General features: G+C 59.0%; 18 protein-coding genes. 8 read left to right on the forward strand and 10 right to left on the reverse strand.

The features are described 5' to 3' along the window. Positions 1–73: 73 nt before the first annotated feature. Together ACNEOT_RS23315 and ACNEOT_RS23320 are read right to left on the reverse strand one after the other, a co-directional pair. Positions 74–547: an ArsR/SmtB family transcription factor gene (locus ACNEOT_RS23315; RefSeq protein ID WP_415977020.1), complete on the reverse strand. Its 474-nt coding sequence runs from the start codon at positions 545–547 to the stop codon at positions 74–76. Beyond that, positions 544–1,647, reverse strand: coding sequence for a serine hydrolase (locus tag ACNEOT_RS23320; RefSeq protein WP_415977021.1), 1,104 nt, complete (start codon positions 1,645–1,647; stop codon positions 544–546). Before ACNEOT_RS23320 ends, ACNEOT_RS23315 begins: the two co-directional genes overlap by 4 nt. 157 nt (positions 1,648–1,804) lie before the next feature. Between ACNEOT_RS23320 and ACNEOT_RS23325 the strand changes: the two genes are divergently transcribed. Further along, a complete protein-coding gene (locus ACNEOT_RS23325; protein ID WP_415977022.1) occupies positions 1,805–2,404 on the forward strand; it encodes a TetR/AcrR family transcriptional regulator in 600 nt (199 codons plus the stop codon). Between the two features lie 33 nt (positions 2,405–2,437). Continuing rightward, positions 2,438–2,872: a GNAT family N-acetyltransferase gene (locus tag ACNEOT_RS23330; protein ID WP_415977023.1), complete on the forward strand. Its 435-nt coding sequence runs from the start codon at positions 2,438–2,440 to the stop codon at positions 2,870–2,872. 61 nt (positions 2,873–2,933) lie between these two features. Here ACNEOT_RS23330 and ACNEOT_RS23335 read toward each other — a convergent pair whose 3' ends face one another. After that, the gene (locus tag ACNEOT_RS23335) at positions 2,934–3,707 is read right to left on the reverse strand and encodes a hypothetical protein (protein ID WP_415977025.1); all 774 of its coding nucleotides are present in this window, start codon (positions 3,705–3,707) and stop codon (positions 2,934–2,936) included. A gap of 120 nt (positions 3,708–3,827) precedes the next feature. Here ACNEOT_RS23335 and ACNEOT_RS23340 point away from each other — a divergent pair, with 120 nt between their 5' ends. Then, the gene (locus ACNEOT_RS23340) at positions 3,828–4,028 is read left to right on the forward strand and encodes a hypothetical protein (protein WP_415977026.1); all 201 of its coding nucleotides are present in this window, start codon (positions 3,828–3,830) and stop codon (positions 4,026–4,028) included. Positions 4,029–4,180: 152 nt separating this feature from the next. Here ACNEOT_RS23340 and ACNEOT_RS23345 read toward each other — a convergent pair whose 3' ends face one another. The 4 genes from ACNEOT_RS23345 to ACNEOT_RS23360 all read right to left on the reverse strand — a co-directional run bounded on the left by ACNEOT_RS23345 (position 4,181) and on the right by ACNEOT_RS23360 (position 7,419). After that, positions 4,181–5,044, reverse strand: a complete 864-nt coding sequence (locus tag ACNEOT_RS23345; protein ID WP_415977027.1) for a hypothetical protein — start codon at positions 5,042–5,044, stop codon at positions 4,181–4,183. Between the two features lie 165 nt (positions 5,045–5,209). Beyond that, entirely contained in the window at positions 5,210–5,587 is a 378-nt protein-coding gene (locus tag ACNEOT_RS23350) for a DUF6941 family protein (protein WP_032384867.1), read from the reverse strand. 60 nt (positions 5,588–5,647) lie between these two features. Next, positions 5,648–6,958: a cytosine permease gene (codB, locus tag ACNEOT_RS23355; RefSeq protein ID WP_415977029.1), complete on the reverse strand. Its 1,311-nt coding sequence runs from the start codon at positions 6,956–6,958 to the stop codon at positions 5,648–5,650. Further along, positions 6,955–7,419, reverse strand: a complete 465-nt coding sequence (locus tag ACNEOT_RS23360) for a nucleoside deaminase (protein ID WP_415977030.1) — start codon at positions 7,417–7,419, stop codon at positions 6,955–6,957. The genes codB and ACNEOT_RS23360 overlap by 4 nt, the downstream gene beginning before the upstream one ends. Positions 7,420–7,770: 351 nt before the next feature. On the opposite strand from ACNEOT_RS23360, the gene ACNEOT_RS23365 reads away from it, so the two are divergent. Both ACNEOT_RS23365 and ACNEOT_RS23370 read left to right on the forward strand, forming a co-directional pair. Then, positions 7,771–8,148: a PH domain-containing protein gene (locus ACNEOT_RS23365; protein WP_415977124.1), complete on the forward strand. Its 378-nt coding sequence runs from the start codon at positions 7,771–7,773 to the stop codon at positions 8,146–8,148. A 176-nt stretch (positions 8,149–8,324) separates the two neighbouring features. Next, entirely contained in the window at positions 8,325–8,579 is a 255-nt protein-coding gene (locus ACNEOT_RS23370; RefSeq protein ID WP_415977032.1) for a DUF2510 domain-containing protein, read from the forward strand. 258 nt (positions 8,580–8,837) lie between these two features. Here the strand turns inward: ACNEOT_RS23370 and ACNEOT_RS23375 are convergent, their stop codons facing one another. The 3 genes from ACNEOT_RS23375 to ACNEOT_RS23385 all read right to left on the reverse strand — a co-directional run bounded on the left by ACNEOT_RS23375 (position 8,838) and on the right by ACNEOT_RS23385 (position 11,668). Further along, positions 8,838–10,067 (reverse strand): type II toxin-antitoxin system HipA family toxin, encoded by a 1,230-nt coding sequence (locus ACNEOT_RS23375; RefSeq protein WP_415977033.1) that lies wholly within the window; start codon positions 10,065–10,067, stop codon positions 8,838–8,840. Continuing rightward, positions 10,064–10,324, reverse strand: coding sequence for a helix-turn-helix domain-containing protein (locus tag ACNEOT_RS23380; protein WP_415977034.1), 261 nt, complete (start codon positions 10,322–10,324; stop codon positions 10,064–10,066). The genes ACNEOT_RS23375 and ACNEOT_RS23380 overlap by 4 nt, the downstream gene beginning before the upstream one ends. A 150-nt stretch (positions 10,325–10,474) precedes the next feature. After that, positions 10,475–11,668: an MFS transporter gene (locus ACNEOT_RS23385; protein WP_415977036.1), complete on the reverse strand. Its 1,194-nt coding sequence runs from the start codon at positions 11,666–11,668 to the stop codon at positions 10,475–10,477. 121 nt (positions 11,669–11,789) lie between these two features. Here ACNEOT_RS23385 and ACNEOT_RS23390 point away from each other — a divergent pair, with 121 nt between their 5' ends. The 3 genes from ACNEOT_RS23390 to ACNEOT_RS23400 all read left to right on the forward strand — a co-directional run bounded on the left by ACNEOT_RS23390 (position 11,790) and on the right by ACNEOT_RS23400 (position 15,246). Then, positions 11,790–12,404, forward strand: coding sequence for a TetR/AcrR family transcriptional regulator (locus ACNEOT_RS23390; protein ID WP_415977037.1), 615 nt, complete (start codon positions 11,790–11,792; stop codon positions 12,402–12,404). Between the two features lie 834 nt (positions 12,405–13,238). Beyond that, complete coding sequence (locus ACNEOT_RS23395) at positions 13,239–14,024, forward strand: hypothetical protein (RefSeq protein ID WP_415977039.1); 786 nt, start codon at positions 13,239–13,241, stop codon at positions 14,022–14,024. Next, positions 14,011–15,246: a hypothetical protein gene (locus tag ACNEOT_RS23400; RefSeq protein WP_415977041.1), complete on the forward strand. Its 1,236-nt coding sequence runs from the start codon at positions 14,011–14,013 to the stop codon at positions 15,244–15,246. Before ACNEOT_RS23395 ends, ACNEOT_RS23400 begins: the two co-directional genes overlap by 14 nt. The last annotated feature ends 314 nt before the right edge of the window (positions 15,247–15,560 follow it).

Consider the following 15,560-nt stretch of genomic DNA (forward strand, 5'->3'; position numbering starts at 1 on the left):
GACTCGTTTCCTGAACTACCGAAGGAGCCGGCAGGGAGGTCGCGGTGGTAGCAGCCACCACTGCGCGAGGCGGTCATGTACCCAGATCGCCCGCGATATCAGCGGCAGCGAGCATCGAAACCAGCAGTGGAACAACTCGTTTGGCAGCGATTCGGTAGTCTCCGCGACCGTGCTGTTCGACGATGTTGGCCGAGCTCAGCGTCTTGAGGTGGTGATAGATCTGGCCGGAGGAGCCGACCCCCACCGTCGCGTGCAGATCCGCGGCGTTCGCCGGACCGCGGAGCAGAATGCGCACGATCTGCAACCGCACCGGATGTCCCAGAGCAGCAAGCACTTCCGATGCGGAAGGAACTGGCAATTCCACGATGGCGTCGGGGGAGTAGCCGATGTCCCAGCGGACCGTGCCATGCAGATGGACGTCGCCTTGGTAGGCGACCATGCCGCCTGTAGACGGGGCGGCCTCGAGCTGCTGGGGAGCGTCGCGTCGTTCCAGCTCGGCGACGCGGGCCTCCAGCTCTGCCAGTCTCGATTCGAACTCTGCGCTCACACCACGCAGGCTATCCGGTCGAGAACTTCGGGCGAGAGCATCGCCTCGACGATGAGCTGCTGCTGCGCGCCGGCTCCGGCCATGGCCTGCTCGAATCGGTCCGCGGGCAGTCCATCGGTGAGCCAGACGGCCGTCGCTACTGTCCCGTCGTTGCGACGCAACTCGAATCCCTGGGTCAGGACACCGGGGAGGCTGCCACCTTTGAAGCCGAGACCGAGAACGCTGTCACCGGCGGGTTGCCATTCCAGTTGGCGCAGAATGGTATCCGACGCGTTGGCGTAGGTACCGTCCGTGAAGGCACGGTACATTCCATTCAATTGTTGGGCCGATGCGCCGCGAAATGTGCTCTGCACTCTGGCGGCCTGGTCTTCGAAGGTCGGCAGTTGCACGGACGCCTCGACCTGCGTGCGGAACTGCGGGTCGAATGCCCACTTCTGTGCGGTCTCCCACCGATTCCCGTCGGCGAGCGCCGGGTCGAAGATGGACAGAATGTCCGCGACCAGGCTCGGCACCTCGAAGTTCTCCCACCCTCCGGTTGCGGCTGCGTCGATGATTGCTCGGTCGCCGAGTCGGTATCGAAGGTAGTCGGGGACGGAGTTGTCGCTTTCCTGGATCATGGCCGAGACCATGTCGTCGATGCGGACCGTGGCATTGGGGTCGGTTGCGTTGGTGCCGGTGTTCGCGATTCCCAAGCGATTGAGGGCATTCGGATGTGCGTTGCCATCGGTGCCGGGCACGTACCATCGCTCCCAATCCGAGAGCGACACTTGCTCGTTCGGGTCGATGCTGCCATCGGCAACGGCCTGGGCGTAGGCGGCGAGATGCACCACCTTGATCGCCGATGCGAGTATCTGCTCCTGGTCGGGGCGATGCTCGACGGTTCTGCCGCGGCCGTCGTCGATGACGAGACTGACGGTGTCGGGTGCCTGATCGATCAGTCCGAGCCAACCGTCCTCCGTGGCGAGGTCCGTCGAGGTGACGGGAGCGCAGTTGTCCGGCGTCGGAGTGGCGGCCTCCGCGGTGTCCGAGTCGGTGGAGGCACATCCGCTCATCAACAGGACTGTCGCGCAGGCTGCCGAAACCAGGGTAAGGCGTCGCATCTCGAGCTCCTTGACTGTTATTCCGTAATTACGGAATAACAGTAAAGCGGATTGCGTGTCTCGGCAACCCTTTGCGATGGCCTCTCGAGGGTGGCTGGCCGTAACACCTGTTACGCTCGTCCGTAACAGGTGTTACGGCATGGGGAGGTGAGAACAAGTGACTGTCGATGTGGACGACCCGCGACGCCGCATTTCGCAGGCCGTGTGGGACACGATCGCGGAGTTGGGAATCGAGGCGACGACAGTGCGTGCGGTTGCGGCTCGCGCGGGCTGTACGACCGGTTTGATCATGCACCGCTTCGGCTCACGGTCTGCGATGTTGGTGCACGCGCGGCAGACGCTGTTCCAGCGCACGGCAGCCAGGGCCGACAAGGCCGCCGAGCACCTTGAGTCCGCGCAGGAACGGCTGTATGCCGTTGTCTGCTCAGTACTTCCACTCGACGACGAGCGGATTGTCGAAGGCCGTATCTTCACAGGATTCGCGGCCGCTGCAATCGCCGACGCCGAGCTGCGGAATCCACACGTGACCAACACGCGTCAATGGATCACTCGCATAGCGGGTCTCGTTGCCGACCTCGGCACAGACGTCACCGATACTGACGCCACCGCGTTTGCCTTGGAGATCGTCACCGCGGTGGAGGGCATCGTGGTCCTTGCGGTACTCGATCGCGAGACGTACCCGCCGACGACGCAGAAGCAGCTGGCTCACCGCACGATCGCCGACATCGCTGACCGCATTGCGCGAGCTCACCGGTGACGTTCGCCCCATCCTCGACGAAACGGATTCTTCATGCCCTCTCTTCATCACTCCCCGCTCGCGAGCGTCGACCAGGCCGTCCTCTACCGGATCATGGCGCTCCGAGTCGCGGTGTTCGTGCACGAGCAAGGCATCGTCGATGACATCGAACTCGATGGCGCGGACCTGCTATCGACGACGGAGTTGTTCTGGATGCAGGACGACGACGGTGAGGTGCTGGCGACCATTCGAGTCCTGGTCGACGACACGGTCCATATCGGCCGAGTCGCGACCGCGGCAACGGCGCGGGGTCGCGGCCTTGCCGGGGAACTGATCGACGCTGCACTGGAGGCCTATCCCGGGGTCGTCGAACTCTCCGCGCAGGCGCACCTCGAAGAGTGGTACGGCCGCTTCGGATTCGTTCGTGTGGGGGAGAATTACCTGGACGCTGGAATCCCGCACGTGCGCATGGTGTCGACTGCACGATGAATTTTCGTTCGTTTTGACCAATGCCGCTGAGCTCAAAACGAACACGAGAGTTTCGACCGGTTCAGAATAAGGTGGGTGCGGTGTAGCTACCGTGTCGTGCTTCGTTCAATCGGGCGCTCCAGCGCTGCACGAGCCACATTTCGACAAGTTCAGGGCTGGTGCCGATGTCGGTGGCCCATGCGGTGATGAGTTCGACGTAGCGGTCGTAGCGGCGACGAGTGAATCCGGTAACTGACGGATCTTCGAGCCACCCCTCGTGGATGAGTGTCGAGACACCGTATTGGTCGATCAGCTGTGCCGGACCGCCGTAGACCGACGCCTTCACCGCCCACAGGAACGTGGCCATCAGGGACATTCCGACGCCGGGTGCATCGGGCCAGCCGGACCAGGTCGAGTTCGGATGGTCGGGCACTACGCGGTTGCGGACGCAGCTGTCGAGCACAGCCAGCGTCTTCGCGACGGGGTTCTCGTCGGGACGGCTGAGGTGCGGGTTCATGACGTCCGGGAATCGCCGCATCGCTCTGCGGTGCCGGTGGCTGCCTTGCCACGCCGCGCAGAGAAACAGCAGTCCGAGTGAATCATGTTCGCCTACAGCCAAATCGGTGCCGATCCGGAAGTCGTTGCGCTGCACGGTGGCACCGCCGTACTCGACGATTTCGCCGTCGAGGTTGCGGCCGCGCAGTCGGAGATCATGACCTGCGCGGTCGAGGTGGCCGTTCCACCAATCCAGGTCCACCTCCACACCGTCGTCGAGGACATGCAGGTCGTAGCTGCGGTGCTGACACCACTGCACACAGGCCGTGGGCGGCGGAAACCCCTCGTCGAGTCGTGACATACCGCCATCGAAGCATCGGGTACCGACACACTTGGCGGCGTTGGCGATGTCCCTGCGCACTGTCGGTCCCATATGGAACTGTGGGTCTGATTAGCCATCAGAACGAACAGGGGAGTGCCGGTGACCATTGCCGACAATGCTGTCGACAGGCCACTCGTCGACGTGGTGATCGAAGCCATCGACGCGGACAATGACTTGTCCGACGAGGCCAAGTACTACGTTTTGGCCGCACTCGAAGGGCCGACAGCACTACAGGAGCTTCTCGACGGCATCTCGACCCCGCACGTTACGGAGCGGTCGGGGCAGCTGCTTCTTTTGTAGATCTCTTCGCGGGGAGGGAACTGGCATCTGCTTCAGTGCACATAGTGTGCAATTTTTTGGCGGTGATGGACTTGCGATCGTGTACTTCAAACATCAGTACTTTGGTGGTGACCACCCGCGATGCCGGTTGGCAGGATGACTTGCCTGTTCAGCTATCGATAGATGGCGATTGGCTTAACCGATAGGGCCGGTCCCAGGAGTTCCGCCTCATTCTCGCCCCAGTCGAGGCCGAAACTCTGCGCGCTCTCTGAAAAATTTGTTACGGCCAGTTTGAGGGTGTCCATCTCCATCTTGGTGGGCGGTGCCTGCCGTGTAAGTCGAAGCGCAGGCAATGACTCGTCTGCCGGGATTGAGTGTTCGGCTTGTGCTAGAACTGTGAATTCGCCATACAAATCGCCCAGGTTGCCGATAAGAAAAGTTGTATCAATAAGTCCATATATTGGAGGACCACTGCCCTCGATTGGGTGAATCACAGTGAGGACGCCGTTTTGGTCGTCGCCGAGAAAAGTTTTGAAGATGCGTTCAGTCTCTTTGGTTGTTTTCAGTTCCTCACCTTTCAGGGAGAAGGGGGTTCCTTGTATCTTGGCTTGTTCGGCATACCAGAAATATAGTCTTGCTAAAACTTGAAAGGGGACAATCTGAACGTTTGCACGAATCTCTATAGTGTCACCAGGCCGAATTAGACTGTATGTTCGATCATTCCATCCACTGAATGTTCCGAGTGCCTCCTTTTCGATCAAGTTTTGATACCAGATCTCAAATATTGAGAACCGTGTCCTTACTTTTACTATTTGCTCCTCAAGTTCAGTCGAAGATTTTTTGCCACCTTCGATTCCGAGGCCGGTAAACCCCGCTTTTCCTGAGAGCCCTCCCTCCTTCGCGGACGCAACTTTGGCTACCACTTCATCCACCTTCCCAGACTCGACGGCGGAGAGAGAGTTGATTACGGTTTCGTCGTCAAGATAGTGGAAGCCTCTGTGTACTCGATGTTTTGGCGCATTGTAATAACTCGTCATGCAAGGATGATACTTCCCAGGGGCTGCGACTTTCTGGTTTTGAACAGTTATTATCTTTTGTTCAGCAGCCAAGGCACTTACGGCTGGTGCGTTTCGGTTACTGTAGTACTCGAACTGGCCGCAAAGCTCTATTGCGCAGTGCGGAAGATGGCCGGCACTGGCGTGTCAGCCGAAGGCGATGCGAAGCCCGACGCTCGCCGTGGCCCCACCGGCGCTGAGGATGAAGTTGTGTCGTCCTTCGTCACGGAACACCATCTGCATCGGCAGGAACCAGAACCTATTTTCGCCGGTGAAGCCGGCACCGGGGATCTGCAGGCCACGCTGGTTGACGATGTGTTCGCCGTTCGCATCGAGCACTTCGAGCGTCGCGGGGAAGTCCTTACCGATGTCGTCGGGTCCCGTCTGCAGCAGCGCGACCAGTCGGCATTCGAGCATGCGGGTGTCGCGGGGGACAGTGCAGGTATCCCAGACACCGCCGAGAATGTCGAGCATGTCTTCGCTGACCCGCGCGTACTCCGCGAAGAACAGCCCGGTGATGATCATCGGCTTCGGCCACCTCTTTCGATTGAGCCTGGCGTCGGGTCAACAGTCGCCTCTACAACCCTAGGCGGCTAGGGATCGATCTGCTGACGCCGCGTCGCGCCGATGCAACACCATGGTCAGTGCGATGGCGACCACGATGCCGATCAAGGGCGGGATTCCGATCTCGAATTCTCCGGACAGCCACGCGAGAAAAGCTGCGAAGGCGTAAACCGCCAGGTGTCGCCAGTGCACGAGCGGGGGAATGTGTCCCTCGGGAATGCCCTGACGCCAGCGGCACAGGAAGTCTCCGATGAGAACACCTCCCAGCGGGGGAATGAAGGTGCCGAGCAGGCTCAGGTAGTCGACCAGATGGTTGTGCACGCCGACGAGCGCGAGCATGGTCCCGATTACGCAGCCGCCGATGATGAACGGGGCTTTGCGTGGGTGCCGAAACATAGCTGCGCCGGCAACTCCGAACGCATATGCGGTGTCGGCGTTGCTCTTCCACAGGTTGCCGAACAGCAGGATCAGGCCCCAGCCTACGAGCCCCAAGTTGTAGAGGACCAGAACGAAATCGCCCTCACCGAAGGTGATCGCTCCGATCGCCCCGAAGAGAATCATCATTCCGTTGCCGACGAGGAACCCGATGGTGCACGCCCATGCTGCTTGCGACCCGGATCGTGCAAACCGAGTCCAGTTCGGTGCTTGAGTCCCGGCCGAGACGAAGGTGCCGACGACCGTGGTGATGGCAAGAGTGACCGTCATGGTCGTCGTGGGTGCGATCGAAGTCAGGCCGGAGAACCCGCCGACCTCGTCGAGGGATCGGGACACCACCCAGCACGCCAAGGCAATGATCAACGGCGTCGACACGACCGAGACCCAATACATCCCGCGGTATCCGTAGCACGCGGTGATGCACATCAGGATGCTCGCCACGATCATCACCGCCGCGCGGGCTGCATACGATTCCCAGCCCAACGCCTGCGAGGTGAGCTCGCCGATGGTGCCGATGATGACGCCGTACCACCCCACTTGGGTGCCACCGAGCAGTAACGACGCTAGCTTCGACCCGCGGGTGCCGAAGCTGTACCGCGCCATCAGAACCGTCGTCAAACCCGTTCGTGCTCCGGAAAATCCCATCATGGCTACGTACGCGCCCAGAATGGCCGAGCCGGCGGCGATCACCAGGATCAGCGTCCAGAACGTGAACGCGGTACCGAGTGCAGCGCCGGCAAGCATCGTCGGCGTGAAGATCGTGAACCCCAGCAGCACTATGGCCAACGAGAAGAACGGCTTACGGGCAGTGCGGGGCACCGGCGTCACGGGGTAGTCGAGGTCGACCGGTTCGTCGGCCTTTCGTGCGGTGGGCTCGTGATCGGCTCGGTTGCTCATGCCTCTTCGCCGATGTCTTCGAGCCACAGGCCTGGTCGCTCCTCCAGCATGCGCTCCATCAGCTGAACACAGTCGGGGTCGTCAACGACGTCGACCTGTACCCCGTGCTCCCGCAACAGACTCTCCGACATCTCGAACGAGCGGTTTTCACCGATGACAATTCGCGGAATTTCGTACAGCAATGCGGTTCCCGCACACATGAAGCACGGGGACAGGGTGGTGTAGAGGACGGACTTGCGGTACACCGAAGCCGGCAGTCGCCCCGCGCGTTCTATGCAGTCGGTCTCTCCATGACGAATTGCGCTGTCCATCTGGACGCGGCGGTTCCGACCCACAGCAAGCACTTCACCGTCGTGAACGAGTGCCGCGCCGATCGGAACGCCGCCCTCCTCCCAGCCGATCTTTGCTTGCTCTACTGCGAGTCCGAGGAAGTACTCGTCGGCGCCTACGGGATCGGTCAAGGTTCCTCCTGCGCAACTACGAACTGCGAATGTGGTCGGTGTCAGTCGACCAGGCATCGAACAGATTGCCAAGGGGCAACGCGCCAGTTGAACAGAAGTTGATCTGGAGCACTCTGTCCCTTGGGCAGAGCATGGAGGAATGCTGCCGGCCCTGTGAGACGTCCTCGCGTTGCCGTCTTTCGAGGCGGTTGCGGTCGAGGTTCATACGGGCTACCCCGATTCCGCGGTCGTCCGCTGGGTGCATTCGTTCGAGAGGTACGAGATGGGCGACGGTAACGACAATTGACCCGCTAGCGACCTAGTTCTCGGGTGTCCGCACACGGCGGACCGGGCACGAGAGAGCGCGAGCGCATGGGCTTCATGGATGGTCTGATCGGCAACGCAGGAAAGATCGATCCGGCGGCAGCGCATCAGGAATACAGCAGGCTCTTGGGTAGTGGCGAGCAAATTCACGCGGCCTATCAGTTGGTTCGGGATGCCTTCCTGTTCACTAACCGTCGCTTGCTGATGATCGACAGGCAGGGACTGACCGGCAAGAAGGTCGAATACCACAGCGTGCTCTACCGTTCGATCACTCACTTCGCTGTAGAAACCGCCGGAACTTTCGACCTGGACGCCGAGTTGAAGATCTGGATTTCGGGCAATGCGACGCCGATTCAGAAGCAGTTCACCAAGCAAGTCGACATCTACGAGGTCCAAGCGATCCTTTCGCACTTCGTGGTGTCTTGACCTTCCGCCGCCATCGCGCGGCCGAATCAGAGTGAATGCCTGAGTGCAGGTCTGCTCGTTCTTGTATGCGCATAGTGCGGCAAGAGCGTCGGCATGCCGCCCACCTGTGACCACCGTCCGTTCTATGAATCCAGTGTGCGACGATTTCCTGATATCGAGCGAGAGAAGAACCCTGAATGGCTACAAGCCCGTGGCACTTTCTGATCGTCCTGGTCCTCCTGGTGATTCCGGTAGCGATCATCGGCGCAGTCGTGTATGCCGTCCTCGCCTCGAATCGTCGACGTTCTCCGGCCGGAACAACGCTGGCTCACACGGCCGCACCCGGTTGGTATCCCGATCCGGGGAACCCGCGCCAGTTCCGCTGGTTCGACGGCATGCAGTGGACCGATTTGGTTGGGCCGACCGGCCCGGTCCCGCCCCCGACGCAGTAAGCCCTGTCTGCTCAGCGACACAGATGAGGACGGATCCGAGTCGACTCCGTCAGCGAACGACAGCAGCCGGATGATCTCGTGCCTCGCGGGCGGGGGGATGATTCACCCTCTGATTCAGACGACCTCAATAGCACTCGTGGCCGGGAGTGAAACCGACGCGTTGCAGTCTGCGTCCAATGCTGTGAACGGGACCGATGAGACGGAGCGGTGTGCCCACGATGCGGTTATGGGCGGTGGGGGTCATCGAAGTGATGGGGTTCAGGCTCCGCGTAGCTCCTGGCATCGATGTTCGAGCACCTGCCCGAGACGCCGCGTCGATTTCTCGTCGAACCCGATCGTCTCGACTTCGTCGATTCCCGCCAGAACGCCTGAAGAGACGTCGTCGAGAATTCGTCGAGTTGCTCGTTCCGGCATTCCCAGCCGGCCCGCCGACTCGACGAAATGCTGGCGCGTCCAACGGCTCGCGCGCCCGTAAAAGTTCAACGCCATCGGATCGCTCCACGACGCGTAAGGCTGCGTGCACAGAAGGTCGTAAGCGGGTGTGATCGACCAGATTCCCCGGGTGTTCTGGTGAATCGAATAGTTCTTGCCATGCAGGTCGCCGTTTCCGATCGCATACGAATAGGCCGTCAAACGAAGAAGTTCGGCGGTGGCCTGGCGCGCAGAACCGCCGCCGCGCTCGACAGTGTCGGCGAGCAACGCAATCACCGCTTCGGTCTTCATTCGGTACTTGGACGCGGGATAGAGCCCGGATACTTGGCAGGCATCCTCTTGCGGTAGCCGTTGCTCACCGATCCGGTCGAATCGCGCCGCCAGTAGACCGCTGATTCCCTTGTCGTCCTCGATCACGCGGTGTTCCGGCACCGAAAGCCCGCATCTACGTGCCAGATTCATGAAGAAGCTCTCGTTCTCGACCAATTGCGGCAGTCGCACCGGCGGGGCGAGTCTCAAAGTGGCGGGCCCGGCCGTAGTCGACACCGGGGTCGAGTACATCTGCGCGGACACCTTGCCTTGAACTCCGGGCAGGGCGGACGGATCCTGGCTCACCGACTCACCTGTGGACAGGGAGTCGAAGAGGCGACGAAGATCTGGAACACGGTGTCTCGAATCGAATGCATTGCCCGACAACGACATCTCTTGACCGCGTGGCAGCACACGAACGTCCCCGATGGTGTCCGATCCGACCGCCAGCAGCAGTGTGAAGTGATCGTCCTCGGACGTCTTGGTAGCTGTTACCACTCCGGTGAGACGAACGCCTTCGGGTAGCAGGCCCGCGAAGAACGGAGGGATGCTACCGCCCGATGCCCGCGTCTCGAGTGATGACTTCGGGATCGACCACGCGAGATCCGGCGCAGAAGCGCTGTCGAGGTAATCGCTGTCATACCGAAACACGACGTCGTTTCCCACACGGGTGAGTGAGCCGGCGAGAAGATCGCCCTTGTAGACATCGGCTGCATCGACATCCCGCAGCTCGGATGCTGGGATCATGTCGGGTCCAGTGGCGGCACAGGCGATCCGGCGCGCGTGAGCAATGTGATCTCGCAGCCCAGCGCTTCCGCGACAGCGACAGCGCCGTCCAGCTGCACCGTGTCTTTTCCGCCCTCGAGCGCCTGGACTGTCGAGCGCCCCACGCCGGCGAGCAGCGCCAATTCGGTTTGAGTCATGCGCAACTGATGCCGACGCGCAACGAAGGACCCGGCCAGCTCGCCGGAAGGTTTCCGCGCTCGTCGTCGTGGTTCGGCCATCATCACTCCTTGTGCTTGCGCAAGCATGCATATCGGAGCTTACATCGTGATCTATCCGAGGGACAGCTCCTATGCCTGGTAGCTAAGGCATAGAAGCGGAGAATTGGCATTAGAGAACGCTTAGGGGGTGATATGCATGTTTTGGCGCGCTTAAGCGTCGGGCATATTCCACGCGCGACGACTGACGAACAGCAACACCACCGCACCGACGGCCAGTGCTGCTCCGATGGCAGGCAGAACCGAGACACTGCTGCCGCCGGACAAGGCGATGGAGCCGATCCAAGCGCCCGCGGCATTCGCAAGTTGGAACCCGGCGATGTTCACGGTGGCCGCGAGGTGGGGTGCTTCACTGGCCGCACCTATCAACTTCGAGGCCAGTGGCGGGATGATCGAGAAGCCTGCGGCACCGAGAACGAACATCCACGCGAAGGTGAACCACGCTGTGCCGCCGAAGAAGAACAAGACGGCGAGCGCACCCGCGAGTGCAGTCAGCGCCGTGTAGAGCGTCGTGTCCAGTGCCTTGTCTGCGAAGTATCCGCCGAGCTGGTTGCCGACGACGGAGCCGACGCCGAAGACGAACAGCACGATGGTGACGGTGGAGGCGGAGATGCCGGCGTGATCGGTTAGGTAGGGCGCGATGTAGGTGAACACCACGAACAGTGCGGCCTGGCTCAACGCGGTGAGGCCGATTGCCCCCAGCACCGGACCGCGCGTGAAGACACTCAGTTCCGAAGTGACACCGCCGGTCTGGTGTGACGGTGCTGCGCGTCGGGTCGAGGCGATGAGAGCGCCGGTGACGAACAGCTGAAAGAGAGCGACGATGGCGAACGACCAACGCCACCCGAGCTGCGAGCCGATCAGCGTGCCCAACGGAACACCGAGGACGGTCGCGAGGTTGAGCCCGAGCGTCACGCGTGCGATGACGCGGCCCTGAAACTCAGGCTCCACCAACGAGGTTGCGAACACCAGGCACAGCGCGAAGAACGTGGCGTGGGGGAGGGCAGTGATGACGCGAAAGATCACCAGCGTCGCGAAGTTCGGGGCCAGTGCGGTGCCGATATTGCCGACGATGAACAGTGCCATCAGAGCGGCGATGAGCGGTGTCCTAGGAATCCTGATGGTGGCGATGGTGAGCAGCGGACCGCCGATGACGACCGTCACGGCGTAGATCGTGATCAATAGGCCCGCAGTCGAATTGCCCACGCCGACATCGGAAGAGATGTCTTGAAGAACTCCCGCGACGAGGTATTCGACGGTTCCCACCCCGAACACAGCGAGCAGCATCCAGACGATGGCGACGTTCGCGTTGACCGCGTGCGATTCGTTGCGTGTCTCGGTGACCATTCTCTACCCCTTCATTTCATGAACAACCGAACCTTGTGTCGAAGGCTAGGCGATTCGTTTAACGATCGCTACAGGAGTACGATGAATCACAGTTGTGAGAATGATTCGACGAGGAGGGCCTATGGCCGGCGTGCGGGGACAGGGGCGCAAGTTCGATGTCGACTCGGCGCTGGATCAGGCGATGTTCGCCTTCTGGGAGCACGGATACGAGGGCACTTCCGTCTCGATGCTTACCAGCGCGATGGGCATCAATCCGCCGAGTCTCTACAGTGCATTCGGCGGCAAGGAAGGGCTGTTCTTCGCCACGATCGACCGATACCTCGCCACTCGAGGCGACTTCATGGACCGGGCATTCGCCGAGGAGTCCCACGCGGCCAAACTGATCTCGAGATTGCTGTACGACGCGGCCTCGCACTACACGGACGAGTCGTGTCCGGGCGGCTGTCTGATCATCAGCTCGGCTGTCGGCGTGACCGATGCCAATCGAAGTATTGCAAATCGATTGCGCGACATGCGCAATGCCAACGTCGCCCTACTGTCCGAGCGCATCTCGAAAGACATCGCCGACGGCGTCCTGCCCCCGTCATGGGAGCCCGTCGATGTCGCGGAATTCATCGGCGTGATCATCCAGGGCATGTCCCAGCGCGCCCGGGACGGCGCAACGCGGAGTCAACTCGAACACGTGGCAGAGATGACCCTCGCGTCGTTGGGGCCGGCGGACTCGATCGCTCGCTGACCCAAGCCCGCGATCGATTCGGGTGAACGCGCGTATTGCGTGTGGCTAAGTGCCTAGCACTATCCGTCGTTGCAGATGCTATTCGGTTCGTGGTTAAGGCTGGCAGCAACAGTGGATGTTGGTCGAGGCATCGGGATTTATTTCCCTCGTGATCGCAGACTGAGTTCATCCGTCCTGCCGGTGGACGAGCACTGGATAATAGCCCATGAACGGTCGACACTCTTTAACCCGGCAGATTCCAGCGTAATCCAAATTCGCATCTTAGAAACTCGTTCATTCCTGCATAGAAGAGCTTCCTTGATGAAATGGCTGCACCGTCATGGACACGGGCAGGGGGACTTCGCCGTTGTTTGAGACATGCATTCGACTGCGCAAGGATTAGATATTCAAGATCCTCCGATTAGAGAATCTGAGTCATTCATTTGAACGATTGCGCAGAGGCTCCCATGGTGAGAAGGTTTGCCGAGCAAGGGGCGCTCTGTGCGGGTTTCTGGAGGTGTAGGGATGTACTGGGATCAGGCGACCTGCGTCGCGGTAGCGCAGACAATACCAGTATTACTTCTTGCTGGGCACTTGGAGTCCAGGACTTTATCCAGTATGCGGAAGCTCCCGGTTTGGTTTAGGGGGTTCTGGCTCGGAAGCTCCTTCTTAGGGGTTTTTGGAATTGCTGCGGCACTGATTGGTTCATATAATCAGAGCGCAGGAACCGTAGCGGGGTCTGTCATGGTTTTGGGGATAATAGCTAGTTCTGCTGGATTCTTGTCTGTGGTTTTTGCGCGGATTACGTCCGGTTTTATTAGCTGATCAGCTAAATGATGTCGAGGGGGCCTCTAGGTGTCGAAGAAAAAGAAAAAATTCATTTACTCGACGATGGCAATATTTCTCACAGTTACGGCATTGGTGGTGCTAATTACCGTAATTAACGGGCGGTCTTCCGGTCTGTCGGTTGCTTTCTCCGATCTGTCGGTTGATTCCCGCTCCGCCGCCGGGGTATTTTGGTCAGCTGCGACGCCTGAATCCGAATCAAATATGCTTACATCTTTGGATGTATCGTCCACTAGCGGTTCGATACAGACTAATGACACGCTCAATGAGTTGATGAACTCGCATGATGCGTTTGGGGTCGGCTCACTCGATGTAAGCATCGAGTTGATAAATTCCTCGGCCTCGGAGGCTGTTGTAGACAATGTGATCCTTGAAAGTGAAGTTTGGGACGGTTCTCGTTTAATGAGAACCGATGGGCCAGCTCCGGGGCCAATTGGTGGTGAAGTCGAAAAACCTCGAATGTTCTTCAATCTGGACGAATCAGAGCCTGTCGCCACGATCGAAGATGATGTCTACTCGGATCGCTACTTTGATGCCCGAGAAATCGTCGTGGAGGGAAATTCGCGAACGCAGATCGTAGTCAGACTCTCCGCATTTCGCTTTGCAGGTCAAGTCGAAATTCGTGTCAGCTGGAAAAATTCTGGCGATCGTGAATCTACTACATCGAATATGGCGGGCGGAAATACGGTGCTTCGTTTGGCCGGAATTTGCTCAACCAGTGGTCGAACGACTGTCTCTCAAACTAACGCTAATGAGTCCATAATTAGGCAAGGTGGATCGCATGAAGATTGCTAGCTTCCGTCAAAACTTCCAATTCTCCCTTGTATTTCTGATTGTTCCTGTGTTGCTAGCCGGGTGCGGATCGGATGTCAATCCGCTCTCCTCTCGAATTTCGGAAGACTTCGTGCGAATAGAATCTTCAGGCACAGTGATCTCCGATGAATATTACAAGGCGTCCAATTCGTTGGGCGGACCAGTAAACACCTCGGATGGTCGGTTTGTAATGTTTCTCGCCAATTCCAAAGGCAATGACCGGCCATTTCCGAATTACACTGTTGGCGAAGTTGATATTAGTGACTCTAGACAACTTCACGTTTTTGCTGCTGACGGAAGCGGCAAATCCGTAGTGGAATGTCCTAATTGTGCGAGTATTTCTCCCCTTTCTGGATCGGAGGTTCTGATTTCGACAGACGGAATCGGAGTGCAGATAACGAACACAATTTTTCGGTTCGATCCGGCAGTTTCTTCTAAACTCCAGGTCGTTTCCGAGGATGTGCTTGGTCCCCAACGGCTTATTGCGAGTGTAGATGGCTACGTTCTGGCAATTCCAGGGTACTATTCGTCTGTGATTCTGGCGCAAAGTGATGGCTTGCGTTTCAATATTATTTCAAACGATGGTAGCTTGCTGGCGTCTGACTCTATCGAGCGAGATGCGCCTGTTCCTCATTATGGTGTGGAGGAGTATGAGACCCTCGCTGTCTCCTCTGTTGTTGCGAAGCCCATAACTTCTGTGGATGTATCGGAGCTTGCATTCGAGGTGGTAATTACTTACCGCAGTAGCTATTCATGCACGTATTCGGAGTACGGAATAGTTTCGGTAAAAGACCGAAACTCGCTCGTTGCAAGCCCTACCGGTGAAGTATTCGATTCCGGACGGCTATCCTTGGCATGGACCGACCCTGTAGATATTCAGGATGCTCCCGGTTTCGAGGGTCTCCAAGTGGTGGGCGTCCGCTCGACCGAAGGGGGCGGAGAGTATGTTTTCGCGGAAAGTGATTGTGCTGGGGGTGTCAGGGCAGGACGTTTCTTGAGTTCGGTGATGTCTGAAGGAAGTAATGGATTTGCCGAATTTGCTGAACCGTCTGACCTCGATGTAAGCGACATTTCCGAGTTTGCTGTGGTGAAAGATGAAATTGAGAGTGGGCCGTCTTCGGCGATCGGTTCCGTTCCATCCGGAGACGTCAGTGAGCGTTTCGATTACAACCTAAGGTGGAACAATGAAGTATTTCCGTTTTGATCATTTGATACGGTTCCGGAAAGCGTCATCGCATTCCAGTAGCGAGTCTGTGCCAAAAGGGGCCGAATCACAATCTAGGCAGCGGGAGGCATGCTGAATCCGCGCTGCTAATAATGCAAATTATGATTTCCCACGGTCGAAGGATTTTCTTGCTTCTGTGCTGACCTAAAGTTTGGTGGCCGCTCCCCTGAACCTGCTTTGTAACGTACTGAAACGGAACCAGCCGTAATTCAACGCTTGCAGTAGGTCGAAAGCGTTCAACGTGACGGGGGGGATTAGAAGTTGTACAGTCGCTTCTGTCGTACTTGCCGACG

The sequence above is a fragment of the Rhodococcus sp. 077-4 genome, assembly GCF_047782425.1.
Taxonomy (GTDB): domain Bacteria; phylum Actinomycetota; class Actinomycetes; order Mycobacteriales; family Mycobacteriaceae; genus Rhodococcoides.

Bases quoted from the DNA above. Each gene is read 5' to 3' on its own strand.
- ACNEOT_RS23390 (WP_415977037.1), top strand. From the start codon at position 11,790: ATGGCCGGCGTGCGGGGACAGGGGCGCAAGTTCGATGTCGACTCGGCG.
- ACNEOT_RS23380 (WP_415977034.1), bottom strand. From the start codon at position 10,324: ATGGCCGAACCACGACGACGAGCGCGGAAACCTTCCGGCGAGCTGGCC.
- ACNEOT_RS23350 (WP_032384867.1), bottom strand. From the start codon at position 5,587: ATGATCATCACCGGGCTGTTCTTCGCGGAGTACGCGCGGGTCAGCGAA.
- ACNEOT_RS23345 (WP_415977027.1), bottom strand. From the start codon at position 5,044: ATGACGAGTTATTACAATGCGCCAAAACATCGAGTACACAGAGGCTTC.
- ACNEOT_RS23375 (WP_415977033.1), bottom strand. From the start codon at position 10,067: ATGATCCCAGCATCCGAGCTGCGGGATGTCGATGCAGCCGATGTCTAC.
- ACNEOT_RS23370 (WP_415977032.1), top strand. From the start codon at position 8,325: ATGGCTACAAGCCCGTGGCACTTTCTGATCGTCCTGGTCCTCCTGGTG.
- ACNEOT_RS23400 (WP_415977041.1), top strand. From the start codon at position 14,011: ATGAAGATTGCTAGCTTCCGTCAAAACTTCCAATTCTCCCTTGTATTT.
- ACNEOT_RS23320 (WP_415977021.1), bottom strand. From the start codon at position 1,647: ATGCGACGCCTTACCCTGGTTTCGGCAGCCTGCGCGACAGTCCTGTTG.
- ACNEOT_RS23335 (WP_415977025.1), bottom strand. From the start codon at position 3,707: ATGTCACGACTCGACGAGGGGTTTCCGCCGCCCACGGCCTGTGTGCAG.
- ACNEOT_RS23365 (WP_415977124.1), top strand. From the start codon at position 7,771: ATGGGCTTCATGGATGGTCTGATCGGCAACGCAGGAAAGATCGATCCG.
- ACNEOT_RS23385 (WP_415977036.1), bottom strand. From the start codon at position 11,668: ATGGTCACCGAGACACGCAACGAATCGCACGCGGTCAACGCGAACGTC.
- codB (WP_415977029.1), bottom strand. From the start codon at position 6,958: ATGAGCAACCGAGCCGATCACGAGCCCACCGCACGAAAGGCCGACGAA.
- ACNEOT_RS23330 (WP_415977023.1), top strand. From the start codon at position 2,438: ATGCCCTCTCTTCATCACTCCCCGCTCGCGAGCGTCGACCAGGCCGTC.